Here is a 13,154-nt window from a genome sequence, read left to right on the forward strand (position 1 = left end):
TACTTAGAAACATTCTATTTTTAGCAAAAAAAAATACAGCGCCCTTTTCAAAAGAAAAGTTCGTTGTATAGGATGTGCTGCCTTTTTTATGTCACTTTCTCGCTGTATGTACTGTGAAATCCCGCTTCGATGTGGGCTACTTGAAAGCTATGATGACCAATTAAATATTTAACAATATCCACACGGTCAATTTTACCTGGCTTATTGTTCATTGCTTCTCGCACCATAGATTGAAATGTTTCTTTGCAAAACTTCTTTTCATGAAGCAGAATCGTTTCACAATACTCTTCATGGTCTCCCTCTGAAATACGATAATAATGCATTTCTTTCACCCCTTTTTAATGTTATACCTATTACATACCCCAAATATTGCTATTTTAACAAATTAATTTTATTATTCTTTATTTTTCCATTTATATATAATTTACAGCGCAACGTTTCGAAACTCATCGTTATAAATGCTAATTTGAAGACGCTGAGAAAAACGTTCTTCTTCAATGTAGGTCTCGGGCATTAATCCAACAGGATATACCCTCGGGTTTTCACCACTTCCTAATATGTATACATACATCTTTCCTTCGCTTGTATATCGAACTTTCGTCGAAATACCTCCTTGCCCTTGAAGAGGCGCATAAACCGCTCTTACATTATCTCTAATTTCTTGTACAAATCCATGTAGTTCAACATCCGAATCGTAATAGTGGTTTGCTTCATACAAGCCGTAAATACGAGACTTATCGATATCACATAATATGCTCCAAAATTCAGATAAATCTTCTTGGAACAACACTTGAATAAAATTTCGTGCAGCTTCTTGCTGTTCTTTTGTTAATTCTTTTGTTAGCGCAAACTCTTCATTTTTTAACATCTCAGTCACCTCCCTTATGTATGTAATACGACAAGAGATACAAATAACCTCTTTTTTCAGCTTATTAGCAACCAATTTATTTTGCACATTAAAAATTGAAAAGCTATCTCGACTAAGATGTCAAAATAACTTTTCAATTACTGTAGAATAATTACGTAAAATACTCGATTTTCGCATTTGGAAAATACTGATCAATGTAATATTCCAACGTCTCTCTTAATTCTTGTTCTTCATCTTTTGCGTATACATACTTTCCAATCCCGTAACGCCCCCATTTGTAGCGGCGCTCTTCTTCATTCATCTCAAGCTTTGTTTTCGGATAGTTTTTCTCAATCACTCGTTTGGCCGGCTTGGTAAAGCGATGCTGAATCATTTCAAATGTAATATCATCTCTTGACTCTTCAGGTATAGAAGCATCAAGCTTCTCAAACAGCTGACGGTATCCCTCTTGCCAACCTTCATGAATGTAAATAGGCGCCACAATAAAGCCAAGTGGATATCCGGCTTTTGCAACTTTATTAGCAGCTTCAATCCGATAATCAAGAGGAGATGTACCAGGTTCAAAGTTTTTTATAACATAATCTGCGTTTATGCTAAAGCGAAAGCGCGTGCGACCATTATGTTTAGCATCCAATAAATGATCCACGTGATGAAACTTAGTCACAAAGCGCAGTTGACCTAGTTCACTTTCCCCAAAATATTCAATCGCGCGCTTTAATGAATGTGTTAAATGATCAATTCCTACGATATCAGATGTACAAGCCGCTTCAAATCGCGTTATTTGAGGGGCTCTTTCCTGCATATATTGCTCTGCTTGACCTAATATTTCTTCCACATTCACGTACGTGCGAATATATGGTTTGCTTCCCATTGTTGTCTGCAAATAACAATAGTGACAGTGCCCCATACACCCTGTTGCAAAAGGTATTGCATATTCAGCTGACGGTTTAGATGTATCAAATTTCAAGGTTTTACGCACACCAACTACTAAAGTGGACTTGGCATTGCGGTATTTTTGCAAATCATTTTTTCCCGGTATATTACGCACTTGATTATGAGAAGTTGTTTGACGAATCTCAATTCCCATCTTCTCAAATTTTTCTTTTAATTGAACACCAAGCGGGTACTCCATTGCCCCTGGCTCAATGTATACTAATTGAGGTACAAAAGGTTTTATCATCATGTACACTTCCTTTTTTCTAATACTAATAGCGTTTGAAAAATAAAAAGACTCTATCCATGGTAATTATTTTCCACATCAAAAAAGACTCTCTATTTAAGAGAGCCTTTCGTCAATCATATTGTTCATAATCAAATATCTTATTATACATGTTCTCTGCTTCTTCATACGTTGAATACACAGCATCATCTTCAGCTAACAAATGATAAGACTCATGCAGAAACAGCGCTTTTTCACCTTTATTTTCAGGGTGTTCAACAATTTCAGCTTGATTAATATTAGCAACGTTTGCCGTATGAGGATTTCGGTAAATAACAAATACTTGATCTCCTACTTGATATTCTTTTTTCTCCACGATCATCATCCTTTTCTTCTTTCTTTACTCGTATGATGTCCGCTTTTATTCATTTTATCCGATAAAAACACGTGGTGAGATCATCAAGAATTTATACGCTTTTACGCTCAATAAACCGAAAAGGAAGCTCAATTTTTTGAGGATCCTTGCTCCTGACTAGTTTAAAAAGCGTTTCGCCCATTTCTTTGAGAGGAAGTTCGATCGTTGTGATTTGTAAATAAGAAGAAAGCGGATGATTATCAAAACCAATAATAGCTAAATTGCCTGGAACTGATATACCCGCTTGTTCGCACTGAGCTTTTATACCAATAGCGACTTGATCGTTTGTTACTAAAAGCGCCTGAGGCCGATTTTTCATCTGCACCAATTTTTTTACCACTTTTTCACCATCTGTCACGTTCAAACAGCCTTGAAACACCCATTCCGGATGATAAGGCTCATTTATTCTTTCTACATATTCTTTGTATGCTTGCTGCCTCTGTTGACTATTTGTACCCGTCATTCTTCCAATACAGTAGCCAATATCCGTATATCCTTTTTCTTTTAAATACATGAGCGCTTTCTTAAAAGTTGCATAATGATCAACGTATACGGAGCGAATAGAACGATTTTGTACGTTTTCGCACACGGCTATCGGCCCGTACTGCTGATAGCATTCAATCGTGCTCCAGCTGCTTGCTCTAGAACAAATAATCACTCCATCAACCTGCTTTGTTTTTAGCATATGAAGCGCTTCTTCTTCTTTTTTTACATCATAGTTCGTCTGACAAATAACAAGCTGATACTGCTTTTCTAACGCTTGAGAGGCCACTCCTTCTAAAAGCAGACTGAAATAAGGATGATTAATAAAAGGCAAGACGACGGCAATCATATTTGTTTTCCCTTTTGATAAGTGAACGGCATTAATGTTTTGTTCGTAATTAAGTTCTTGAATTAATTCTTCTACCAGACGGCGCTTTTCTTCTTTTACATACGGATGATGATTTAAAACCCGTGACACGGTCGAAACAGATACACCAGCTTTTTTTGCGATATCTCGGATATTTGTCATGTTTTCACCTTTTTCTCTTGCGCTGAAACGCGTTTCATACTTTATTCTCATTATAAAGTGAAAAAGCAATAAGCTAAACCCGTTACAATCATGTTTTTATTCACTTATATAAGGAGGTCATATCATGGGTATTTTATTATTCATTTTATTATGCGGAATTGAAATCGGAGGAGCGGCTTATGCACTTAAACAAAATGAGACACTTTGGAAGGAGCTAGATGAAAAAAAGCAGACTGATTTTTTCAAACAGTAAAAAACCCTTAAAAAGAATGTTCTTTTTAAGGGTTTGATATTACGCAGCTTCTTTAGATGATTTTGATTTTTTATTTAAACGAGGAAAGCCAATTACAATTGCAATGATACCGCAAACCGCTGTTAACATTGGATAGAATGTAAATGGAATAATCTCAATCGGTGAAACTTTAGCAAATCCTGCTGCTAGAAGCATTTGTGCACCGTAAGGGATAAGCCCTTGAACGCTGCATGAAAACAAGTCGAGCAGACTGGCTGATTTACGATTGTCAATTGAATACTTATCAGAGATTTCTTTCGCTAACGGACCTGCTGTAATAATTGAAATCGTGTTATTAGCCGTGGCTAAATTGGTTAAACTTACTAATCCGGCGATACTGAATTCTCCGCCTTTTTTTGTTTGAATGCGTCGTGTTAATAGGTTCAATAAGAACTGAATACCGCCGTTATAGCGAATGAGTTCAACCATTCCGCCAATTAAAAGAGATAAAATAATTAATTCCGACATTCCGCCAATACCTTCTGTCACAGTTTTAGCAAGAGAAGAAAGCGTGTAGCTTCCGTCAGCTAATCCAATTACGCCGGCTAATACAATTCCTCCGGTTAAAATGCTTAATACGTTTGCACCAAATATGGCAGCAACGAGTACGCCGACATAAGGCAAGATTTTAAACCAGCTAAAATCTTTAATTTCTACTGATGACGTATTGCCTAGCGTCATTACCAGTAATAAAATCACTGTAACAATCGCTGCAGGAAGGACAATGAAAAAGTTTACTTTTAATTTATCTGACATATTTGTTTTTTGCGTACGAACTGCCGCAATGGTCGTATCAGAGATTACGGATAAATTATCTCCAAACATTGCACCACCAACAACAGCAGCAATTGCCAATGTAATGGATACATGCGCCTGCTCACTGATTCCTACAGCGATAGGCCCTAACGCAGCGATCGTTCCCATTGACGTTCCCATCGAAATTGAAATGAATGCGCCAATAACAAAGATTCCGACTACCACTAAGCTTTGCGGAAGCACAGACAGAGCTAAGTTTACCGTTGAATCAACAGCTCCCATGCCTTTAGCGACTTCTGAAAAAGCACCTGCTAAAATAAAAATAAGTACCATAATAATGATATCAGGATGCCCTGCTCCTTTAGCAAAGCGTTCCACTTTTACATTAAGTGAATCTTTGCGGTTCATAGCCAGCGCCACAATGGCTGCAATGATAATAGCTACTAATACAGGCAGCTTATAAAAATCTCCCGTTATAATTCCTGATCCGACAAACAGGACTAAAAAGACGCCCAGCGGTAACAGCGCCCAGCCGTTTCCTTTTTGTTGTTCCATTCTTAACACCTCTTGTTTACGTAATAAAAAAAGACCCCTTCTTATTGATAAGAAGAGGTCTCTTATTTGTATCATAAGATTACCCTTCTCATCTTCCAAACGAAACATCGTCTGCTGGATTTGGCACCGCACTGCGTACAGCCAGTTGCCGAGACATCGTAGGGCCAGTCCCTCCGTCTCTCTTGATAAGAAGTTTGTAGTTGTTTTAAAAATAGTCTTTCACTACTGTAATCTCTTTTTATTTAATTGTCAAATGCTATTTTAGAAAAATATATAGCGTGAAAATTCTCACATCAATTAGCTACGTCACGTTTTAAAAACGCCACCCATGCTACGCCCATAAAGAAGACAAAGTGTGCAACTAAGATGAAGATTGAAAATGGAATTGTCATTCCGTCAAACATCGTCTTCATTCCGTCCATATACTGCACAAAGTTTGTGTTGGCGAACAGTAAAAATTTCCCCCACCATAGACCAAACTGTGATACTATCCCAGTTACTGCTTTCGCCCCAATACTTACGACAATAGCTAGACTTGAAGCAAGCGCGCTGTTTCTAAATAAAGACGACAGCATGAATGCGAACGTCATCATCATAAACGTTTCCATATACGCGCTGTCATACGTAAGCGTAATGTTTTTAAGCAGCTGCGCATCTCCTTCTAGACTGGCAAATCCAAAGAACAATGCTCCCCATACAAACGAAAAAAGCAAATAACTCAGCAAATAATACAAGCTAATTAAAATGAGCGTTATGTACTTGGACGTTAAAATCGTTGAACGTCTAGCAGGGCGAATTAAAAGAAGCTTAATGGTACCCGCTTCAAACTCTTTTGCAACCATTGATCCTCCAACAGCAAGCGCGAAAAATTGAACGAGGATCAGCATGCCTGCACTAAATGACAGGAAATTCAATATGTTGTCTTCCGTTCCTGCGCTGTTTGCTACTTTCTTCATTAAAAGAGCCATACAAAGAGTTAAGATGCCGATTGTAATAAACGTGACTTTTGTACTTCTTTTGTAAAACCATTTCATATGTTCATTTTGAATTAACTTAAGCATGGTGCTCTCCCTCCGTAACGGACATAAACGAATCTTCAAGCGTCTCATAAACAGGAGTGATTCGGTAGACTAAAATATCGCTGTCCACTAATTTTCTATTCACAGCTGGAATTTGTTCTTTCATAATCACTACATCAATACTATCGGATTTTATTGTTACTTGGAATTCTTGAGATAAAAGATCCGCTGCTTGTTGCACGTCAGATACTTCAAATTCTACATACATCCCTTGATCTTGACGATTTGGAGATAGATCTTGAACAGCTTTTAACTCGCCGTTTTGAATAATACCAACGCGGTCACATAATGCTTCCACTTCTTTTAATAAGTGGCTCGCGATTAAAATTGAAATACCTTCTTCCCTGCAGAGGGTTTGTAAATATGTACGAAATTCTCTCATTCCCGCTGGGTCTAGACCATTTGTTGGTTCGTCTAGTAAAAGCAATGCAGGCTTATGTAAAATAGCTTGAGCTACTCCTAAACGCTGTCTCATCCCAAGGGAATACGTCTTCACTTTTGCATGAATGCTGTTTTCAAGCTTTACTAGCGCAATCACTTCATCCAAGCGTTCTGCTGTGATCCCTTCATGCATATTCGCAAAGTGTTTTAAATTTTGATAGCCCGTCAGATAATCATAAAACTCAGGATTTTCAATAATCGCTCCAATTGATTTCATAGCTGATGTAAACTGTTCTTTTAAAGGAAAACCATTGACGGTAATTGTTCCCTTTGTTTCTTTAATGAGTCCTACGACGGTACGAATGAGCGTTGTTTTTCCAGATCCGTTCGGACCAAGCAATCCGAAAATCTCACCGCGCTCAACCGATAAGGATACATCATGCAAAATGGTTTTCTTCCCAATTACTTTACTGACATGATCTACTTGTAGCACTGTTTCTGTCATCATGTACATCCTTTCTTTAATTAGCAATACGCCTTCTATTGTTTCTCTTTTTTAACTATTTGTCTACTATAACCTTATTTTTGGAAAAGTAGCCCATTCAAATCATTCGTATTATCCGCTTACATTTGATAAAATAAAACAAATCTTAGTTAGAGGAGGACTTCTACATAATGAACTTAACCATATACCTTGCCGGGCAAATTCACGATAACTGGCGAGACGAAATTAAAAACCAAGCAGAACAATTAAACCTTCCCCTTACCTTTGTCGGTCCCATGACAGACCATGACCGCTCCGACAACATTGGAGAAGAAATTTTAGGAAAACAGCCTAACGCTGTCTTAAAAGATGAAGCTGCTTCTCAAATTAATAATTTACGCACGCAGGTGCTCCTTAAAAAATCTGATGTGGTCATTGCTTTATTTGGTGAAAAATACAAACAGTGGAACAGCGCAATGGATGCGGCGACAGCCATCGCATTAGATAAACCGCTAATTTTGGTTCGCCCTGAAAAACTACACCACCCGCTTAAAGAACTGTCAAACAAAGCCCAAGTTGTAGTCGAAACGCCAGAACAGGCTCTTCAAGCATTGGCTTATATTTTTGAATAATAAATTTAGAAAGCTCTCAGGTTATTCCTCAGAGCTTTCTTTCGTTTTGAACATAAAAGTGAAGCGTGAAGAGTCGTTTTTTAAACCGTCTACGTTTTTCATAGATTGTATCCGTATAGCTCAATAAAAAACAATATATATTCAACAATTTCTGTTTCCCTGAATATATTAGTTTGCTGCTCAAAGTTTTGGTGAATGCTAGAATAATCAAGCGGTACCGCTCAAAAAATCCCTTAAATGGTTGACGAGTGCTTAAAGTGTCGGTTACACTTTATGTTTGAAATATTGTATTCATATCGCTCTTATCTCAAAAGAATGGTATAATTTTATAGATATTGAATTTGGAGGACTGCTCATACATGATTACAGTTAGTAATGTAAGTTTACGATTTGGCGACCGAAAGTTATTTGAAGATGTGAATATTAAATTCACGCCTGGTAACTGTTATGGATTAATCGGCGCAAACGGTGCTGGAAAATCAACGTTTTTAAAAATTTTATCTGGTGAAATTGAATCTCAGACTGGTGATGTACATATGGGCCCTGGCGAACGCCTTGCTGTCTTAAAACAGAACCACTTCGAATATGAAGATCAAGAAGTTATGAAAACCGTTATTATGGGGCACGCTCGCCTTTATGAAGTAATGCAAGAAAAAGATGCTATTTATATGAAAGCAGACTTCACAGATGAAGACGGAATGAAAGCAGCTGAGCTTGAAGGCGAATTTGCTGAATTAAACGGTTGGGAAGCAGAATCAGAAGCGGCTATTCTTTTAAAAGGATTAGGTATTTCTGAAGATCTTCACGCCAAAAAAATGGCTGAACTAACGGGTAGTGAAAAAGTAAAAGTGCTTCTTGCACAAGCTTTATTCGGAAAACCTGATGTATTACTTCTAGATGAGCCTACGAATAACTTGGATATCCAAGCAATTCAATGGTTAGAAGAGTTCTTAATTAACTTTGAAAACACAGTCATTGTTGTATCACATGACCGTCACTTCTTAAACAAAGTATGTACGCACATTGCTGACCTTGACTTCAGTAAAATCCAAGTCTACGTTGGTAACTATGATTTCTGGTATGAATCAAGTCAATTAGCACAAAAAATGGCGTCAGATGCAAACAAGAAAAAAGAAGAAAAAATTAAAGAGCTTCAAGCCTTTATCGCTCGCTTTAGCGCAAATGCATCGAAATCAAAACAAGCAACGTCTCGTAAAAAATTGCTTGATAAAATTTCATTAGATGACATCCGTCCTTCTTCTCGTCGTTACCCATACGTGAACTTCACGCCGGAACGTGAGATTGGAAATGACGTACTTCGCGTTGAAGGTTTAACAAAAACAATTGACGGCGTAAAAGTACTTGATAACGTAAGCTTTATTATGAATAAAGATGACAAGATTGCTCTTGTAGGCCGAAACGAACTTGCAAATTCAACATTAATGAAGATTTTAATGGGTGAAATGGAAGCAGACAGCGGTACGTACAAATGGGGTGTCACAACGTCTCAAGCCTTTTTCCCAAAAGACAACTCCGAGTACTTTGAAAACGGTGATTTAAACCTAGTAGACTGGCTGCGTCAGTATTCACCTAATGATCAAAGCGAAAGCTTCTTACGCGGTTTCTTAGGTAGAATGCTATTCTCTGGTGAAGAAGTGTTGAAAAAAGCCAACGTTCTTTCCGGAGGAGAAAAAGTTCGCTGTATGCTTTCTAAAATGATGCTAAGCGGTTCAAACGTTCTTTTACTAGACGACCCTACGAATCACCTTGACTTAGAATCAATCACAGCACTAAATAATGGACTTATCAGCTACAAAGGTTCAATGATTTTCACATCTCATGACCATCAGTTCGTTGAAACGATTGCAAATCGTGTAATTGAAATTACGCCAAATGGAGTAATTGACAAGCAAATGACGTACGATGAGTATTTAGAAGACAGCAACCTGCAAAAACAAGTAGCTAGTATGTACGCTTAATAAGAAATCCCCTTTCTATAGAGAAAGGGGATTTTTTTATATACGCACCTCTTGATTTAGCGATGACTTCGGAGAATACGTTAAAAACGCTAAGCTAGCAAATACTAGTGCTGCTCCGCATATGTTTACCAAAGTTAGAGATTCTCCTAAGAAAAAGACGCCAAGTAAAAAAGCGGTAACGGGCTCTGCTAACGATAACGTTACGGCGGTAGACGCTTGCACTGACTTAAGCGCTGTAGAAAATAATACATAAGCAATCGCCGTCGTAAGTATTCCTAAATGAAGAGCAATCCCCATTCCATTTAAAGAGACTAGCCATCTCATATCGTACATAAACCAGCATGGTATCAGTAAAACGGCGGCGGCTGTGAACACAAGCGAAGCTCCTACTTGCGGATCAACATGCTGAACAATTTTTTTATTGACAGTCGTATAGCAAGCAAAAGACGCCCCTGCTCCTATCGCCATACCCAAACCTATCACGTCGATTTGAGTATCTTTTTTTAACAACAAGCAGCTGCACCCTATAATACCAGTGACCGTAGCAAGCAACCATTTTTTTGTAGGTTTCTTGCGGTACACTATGTAATCTAATACTCCTGATAAAACAGGCGCACTGCCAATTGCCACCATTGTGCCTACTGCAACACCCGTTTTAATGACAGCGGAAAAAAATAACGGCTGATAAGCGGCCATACTTGCTGCAGCAACCGCAAGAGGCAAAATAGGAAGACGTCTTACGTCCACATTCTTTCTTTGTATAAGACAAGCTGTAAGAAGCGATAGTCCCCCTACCGCTAAACGTACGGCTCCAATAGCCACGGAATGCGCTTCAGCAGATGCTAAAGCTTGAGCGGTTCCTGTTGTTCCCCACAAAACTGCGGCACATAAAATAAGTATTTTTGATAATGAAGTATTCATCGTTTCATCTCCTTTCTTTTATCATAGCTAAAAGAAAGAAAAAAGTTTTTCCGCTTTTATGATCTTATTTGTCTGTTTTTAAGATACTTCGATATTGCGTCGGTGAGACTCCTTCTTGTTTTGCAAACCATTTAGTGAATGAAGACAAGCTGTGATAGCCGACTTCGTGCGCAATATACGTTATCGAATAGCTGCTCTCTTTTAACAATTCTTTTGCTTTATTTAAACGTATACGCGCTACATAACTTTGAGGCGAATAGCCCGTTTTTTGTTTAAACCAAGCAGAAAAATAGGCAGGATGGTAATTTTCCAGCTTGGCAAGGCTTTCTATGTTTAACTCTTGATTAAAGTTAGCATGAAGGTAATCGATGGATTTAAACGTTTGTTTCTTTGGCAAATAATGCTGAACGTAACGGACTAAATCTTCAAGCGCCCCCCTGTCAATGCTTTTTTGAAGCCCGTCAAGTAAAAGGTAGCGAAATGCTTTCCACGTTGAATTCCATTGAATAAAAGCTGCTTCTTGAGAAAGATGCGCACTTTCTGTAAATTTTAACGGAATATCAACAACCAAACATTCATTTGTATTTTTAGCTTGATACGTATGAAGCTGACGAGGCGGAATGTAAAAACATCCTTCTTGCAGCGTTAAGTGCTGCTCGCTTGCTTGAATATCAAGAGCACCTGCTAGCGGAAACAAAAGCTGACTGTAGTTATGATCATGAGTATGAGGTGAATAGCTGTAGGCTCTTTTTTCGCAAATAATTTCACGTAGCGTATCCATTTTGTTCTCCTTTCCTTATTTCCTGTCTCACAGAAGCTGTTCTATGCCGTCCAAAACGGTTCCCAGCGCCCTTAACGATTCTGCTGGAGCATATAAAACATCCAATGAATGATCGGCATTTTCGATGACTGCAATATTCATTGTATTTGTTTTTAATCGATAAACTTCTTCAGTATAATAGTGATCACCACTTCCTATTACAAGAAGACCTTTGTGAGAGCTTTTTAGTAAACTTTCAAACAGTTCTGTTCTTGTTAAAAGCGGCGTCAGTAAAAGCATCACTGCGTCTTTGTAAACTTCATCTTTCATAACTCGCTGAATTAGAGGAATGGTGCCAAGCGATTTCCCTGCAAATATGATATTTTTATAGTCATTATGAGATAAAACGTCCTGCAGTACTAAGTCAATGTCTTTCATCATAATGTCTGCAATCTCATCTGTAGACTTTGTCATCATCTCTTTTGGATATGTATAGTGAATATGAACCACGTCAATTCCGTGTTTTATCATCAGCATCGTTACATAATACAACAGCGGCTTTTCGTACGTATAGCCTAGCCCTGAAAACATAAAGCAAATGCTAGGCCCTCCTGTTTTAATATATGTATAGGTAATCTTATTAGTTTGGCTACTTACACTTTTTTGCTCTACTTGCATGTCACTCCTCCTTTTTAAATATTCTAACATTTAATTACGTAAAAAAACCCCATCTTTTTCTTAAAAAAATGAGGGTTGAGGAAATAGCTCTGCAAGCAGTTCATAAGACTTCTTTTTTGCTTCATAGTCATGGATATTTGTAATAATTAAAAATTCGTCGTTATCGTATTTTTGCTGCAGCTGAGTTAACCCTTGTTTTACTTCAGCTGGATTTCCTACAATCATACGAGGACGATTGGTGCTTATTTTTTTAAGCTCTTCTTCTGAATAAGAACGATTGCGCACTTCTTCTATCGATGAAACCGTTGTGTCTCCGCCTTTGGCTACTTTCAACAGCCAATCATCCAACGTTTTGGCGTGCTCCTCGGCTTCTTCTGTTGTTTCTGCACATACAACAAATACACATACGTTGGTGTTAGGCTTTGATTGATAGGAAGAAGGGACAAATTCTTCTTTATAATGACGAATGGCTTCTTGTCCACCAACTGAATAAATAAAGTGTCCAAACGTAAAAGAGATGCCCAGCTCAGCAGCTGATCTTGCTCCTCTTTTATTGATACCAAGATGCCACAGTTCCGGCTTTGTTTCACTTAACGGATAAGCTGTCACACCGTAATACGGATGGTCAGACGGCAAATTATGCTCAAGATGTCCTTTTAACGCCTGAATTTGCCGCGGAAATTCATTAAGGCTTTTACGTACTCCATCTGTAAGCGCTAGCCGCGTCAGCGCATCTCCTCCCGGTGAGCGTCCAAGACCTAAATCAATTCGGTTCGGAAACAGATTTTCAAGCAGCTGAGCATCTTCTGCTACTTTATACGGACTGTATTGAGGAAGAAGGACTCCTCCAGATCCAATTCGGATTCGGCTCGTTTGAGAAGCTAAGTGCGTCATTAAAAGAGTTGGAGATGAGCCTGCAAGACCGTTCGTATTATGATGTTCCGCTACCCAAAAGCGGTGGTAGCCCAACTTTTCCGTTAATTTTGCCAGTTCCACCGTACGTTTTAACGCTTCCTTTGGTGTTGATCCGCTTGAAACTGGAGACTGATCCAATACGCTTAGCTTAATCATAGCTGATTCTTCCTTTCGATTTTCAATTTCTATTGTATCTATTGTAGGAGAAAAATATGAATTCGTCTTGAAATTTGCTTCACGCTCATAAAAAAAGCAAACGCTAAGGCGC

Annotated in this window: 15 protein-coding genes and 1 riboswitch; of the genes, 3 read left to right on the forward strand and 12 right to left on the reverse strand. The window is 38.2% G+C overall.

Annotated elements, in window-relative coordinates:
* Window positions 1–86: 86 nt before the first annotated feature.
* From ACNHOZ_RS17595 to ACNHOZ_RS17615, 5 genes are all read right to left on the reverse strand, one after another.
* Window positions 87–323: a hypothetical protein gene (locus ACNHOZ_RS17595; protein WP_013056931.1), complete on the reverse strand. Its 237-nt coding sequence runs from the start codon at window positions 321–323 to the stop codon at window positions 87–89.
* Between the two features lie 101 nt (window positions 324–424).
* Entirely contained in the window at window positions 425–868 is a 444-nt protein-coding gene (locus ACNHOZ_RS17600) for a hypothetical protein (protein ID WP_048021029.1), read from the reverse strand.
* Between the two features lie 151 nt (window positions 869–1,019).
* Window positions 1,020–2,048, reverse strand: a complete 1,029-nt coding sequence (gene splB / locus ACNHOZ_RS17605; protein ID WP_025752275.1) for a spore photoproduct lyase — start codon at window positions 2,046–2,048, stop codon at window positions 1,020–1,022.
* 112 nt (window positions 2,049–2,160) lie between these two features.
* Window positions 2,161–2,409 (reverse strand): transcriptional regulator SplA domain-containing protein, encoded by a 249-nt coding sequence (locus ACNHOZ_RS17610; protein WP_033578899.1) that lies wholly within the window; start codon window positions 2,407–2,409, stop codon window positions 2,161–2,163.
* Window positions 2,410–2,494: 85 nt separating this feature from the next.
* Window positions 2,495–3,454: a LacI family DNA-binding transcriptional regulator gene (locus ACNHOZ_RS17615; RefSeq protein WP_255900790.1), complete on the reverse strand. Its 960-nt coding sequence runs from the start codon at window positions 3,452–3,454 to the stop codon at window positions 2,495–2,497.
* Between the two features lie 124 nt (window positions 3,455–3,578).
* Between ACNHOZ_RS17615 and ACNHOZ_RS17620 the strand changes: the two genes are divergently transcribed.
* Window positions 3,579–3,707, forward strand: coding sequence for a hypothetical protein (locus tag ACNHOZ_RS17620; protein ID WP_255900788.1), 129 nt, complete (start codon window positions 3,579–3,581; stop codon window positions 3,705–3,707).
* A gap of 39 nt (window positions 3,708–3,746) precedes the next feature.
* Here the strand turns inward: ACNHOZ_RS17620 and ACNHOZ_RS17625 are convergent, their stop codons facing one another.
* The 3 genes from ACNHOZ_RS17625 to ACNHOZ_RS17635 form a co-directional block, all read right to left on the reverse strand.
* Complete coding sequence (locus ACNHOZ_RS17625; RefSeq protein ID WP_048021033.1) at window positions 3,747–5,057, reverse strand: Na+/H+ antiporter NhaC family protein; 1,311 nt, start codon at window positions 5,055–5,057, stop codon at window positions 3,747–3,749.
* Window positions 5,058–5,142: 85 nt separating this feature from the next.
* Window positions 5,143–5,249, reverse strand: a riboswitch (SAM riboswitch).
* 101 nt (window positions 5,250–5,350) lie between these two features.
* Window positions 5,351–6,118, reverse strand: coding sequence for an ABC transporter permease (locus ACNHOZ_RS17630; RefSeq protein WP_028413458.1), 768 nt, complete (start codon window positions 6,116–6,118; stop codon window positions 5,351–5,353).
* Window positions 6,111–7,022, reverse strand: a complete 912-nt coding sequence (locus ACNHOZ_RS17635) for an ABC transporter ATP-binding protein (protein WP_034265850.1) — start codon at window positions 7,020–7,022, stop codon at window positions 6,111–6,113. Before ACNHOZ_RS17635 ends, ACNHOZ_RS17630 begins: the two co-directional genes overlap by 8 nt.
* A gap of 170 nt (window positions 7,023–7,192) precedes the next feature.
* Between ACNHOZ_RS17635 and ACNHOZ_RS17640 the strand changes: the two genes are divergently transcribed.
* Window positions 7,193–7,633, forward strand: coding sequence for a YtoQ family protein (locus ACNHOZ_RS17640; protein WP_045290397.1), 441 nt, complete (start codon window positions 7,193–7,195; stop codon window positions 7,631–7,633).
* Window positions 7,634–7,992: 359 nt separating this feature from the next.
* Window positions 7,993–9,612, forward strand: coding sequence for an ABC-F family ATP-binding cassette domain-containing protein (locus tag ACNHOZ_RS17645; protein WP_013083037.1), 1,620 nt, complete (start codon window positions 7,993–7,995; stop codon window positions 9,610–9,612).
* 36 nt (window positions 9,613–9,648) lie between these two features.
* Here ACNHOZ_RS17645 and ACNHOZ_RS17650 read toward each other — a convergent pair whose 3' ends face one another.
* The 4 genes from ACNHOZ_RS17650 to ACNHOZ_RS17665 all read right to left on the reverse strand — a co-directional run bounded on the left by ACNHOZ_RS17650 (window position 9,649) and on the right by ACNHOZ_RS17665 (window position 13,042).
* Entirely contained in the window at window positions 9,649–10,533 is an 885-nt protein-coding gene (locus ACNHOZ_RS17650; RefSeq protein ID WP_221833371.1) for a DMT family transporter, read from the reverse strand.
* Between the two features lie 64 nt (window positions 10,534–10,597).
* Window positions 10,598–11,314, reverse strand: coding sequence for a helix-turn-helix transcriptional regulator (locus tag ACNHOZ_RS17655; protein ID WP_425204608.1), 717 nt, complete (start codon window positions 11,312–11,314; stop codon window positions 10,598–10,600).
* 27 nt (window positions 11,315–11,341) lie between these two features.
* A complete protein-coding gene (locus ACNHOZ_RS17660) occupies window positions 11,342–11,971 on the reverse strand; it encodes an alpha/beta family hydrolase (RefSeq protein WP_447697258.1) in 630 nt (209 codons plus the stop codon).
* Window positions 11,972–12,031: 60 nt separating this feature from the next.
* Window positions 12,032–13,042 carry an LLM class flavin-dependent oxidoreductase gene (locus ACNHOZ_RS17665; protein WP_425204610.1) on the reverse strand — a complete coding sequence of 337 codons (1,011 nt, stop codon included), beginning with the start codon at window positions 13,040–13,042 and terminating at the stop codon, window positions 12,032–12,034.
* Window positions 13,043–13,154 lie beyond the last annotated feature (112 nt).

This window comes from Priestia sp. D51 (assembly GCF_053345675.1).

What these genes read in the sequence shown, in the direction of transcription:
- ACNHOZ_RS17650 (WP_221833371.1), bottom strand. Translation starts at nt 10,533, where the DNA reads ATGAATACTTCATTATCAAAAATACTTATTTTATGTGCCGCAGTTTTG.
- ACNHOZ_RS17645 (WP_013083037.1), top strand. Translation starts at nt 7,993, where the DNA reads ATGATTACAGTTAGTAATGTAAGTTTACGATTTGGCGACCGAAAGTTA.
- ACNHOZ_RS17610 (WP_033578899.1), bottom strand. Translation starts at nt 2,409, where the DNA reads ATGATCGTGGAGAAAAAAGAATATCAAGTAGGAGATCAAGTATTTGTT.
- ACNHOZ_RS17630 (WP_028413458.1), bottom strand. Translation starts at nt 6,118, where the DNA reads ATGCTTAAGTTAATTCAAAATGAACATATGAAATGGTTTTACAAAAGA.
- ACNHOZ_RS17620 (WP_255900788.1), top strand. Translation starts at nt 3,579, where the DNA reads ATGGGTATTTTATTATTCATTTTATTATGCGGAATTGAAATCGGAGGA.
- ACNHOZ_RS17655 (WP_425204608.1), bottom strand. Translation starts at nt 11,314, where the DNA reads ATGGATACGCTACGTGAAATTATTTGCGAAAAAAGAGCCTACAGCTAT.
- ACNHOZ_RS17665 (WP_425204610.1), bottom strand. Translation starts at nt 13,042, where the DNA reads ATGATTAAGCTAAGCGTATTGGATCAGTCTCCAGTTTCAAGCGGATCA.
- ACNHOZ_RS17660 (WP_447697258.1), bottom strand. Translation starts at nt 11,971, where the DNA reads ATGCAAGTAGAGCAAAAAAGTGTAAGTAGCCAAACTAATAAGATTACC.
- ACNHOZ_RS17595 (WP_013056931.1), bottom strand. Translation starts at nt 323, where the DNA reads ATGCATTATTATCGTATTTCAGAGGGAGACCATGAAGAGTATTGTGAA.
- ACNHOZ_RS17615 (WP_255900790.1), bottom strand. Translation starts at nt 3,454, where the DNA reads ATGACAAATATCCGAGATATCGCAAAAAAAGCTGGTGTATCTGTTTCG.
- ACNHOZ_RS17625 (WP_048021033.1), bottom strand. Translation starts at nt 5,057, where the DNA reads ATGGAACAACAAAAAGGAAACGGCTGGGCGCTGTTACCGCTGGGCGTC.
- ACNHOZ_RS17640 (WP_045290397.1), top strand. Translation starts at nt 7,193, where the DNA reads ATGAACTTAACCATATACCTTGCCGGGCAAATTCACGATAACTGGCGA.
- ACNHOZ_RS17600 (WP_048021029.1), bottom strand. Translation starts at nt 868, where the DNA reads ATGTTAAAAAATGAAGAGTTTGCGCTAACAAAAGAATTAACAAAAGAA.
- splB (WP_025752275.1), bottom strand. Translation starts at nt 2,048, where the DNA reads ATGATAAAACCTTTTGTACCTCAATTAGTATACATTGAGCCAGGGGCA.
- ACNHOZ_RS17635 (WP_034265850.1), bottom strand. Translation starts at nt 7,022, where the DNA reads ATGACAGAAACAGTGCTACAAGTAGATCATGTCAGTAAAGTAATTGGG.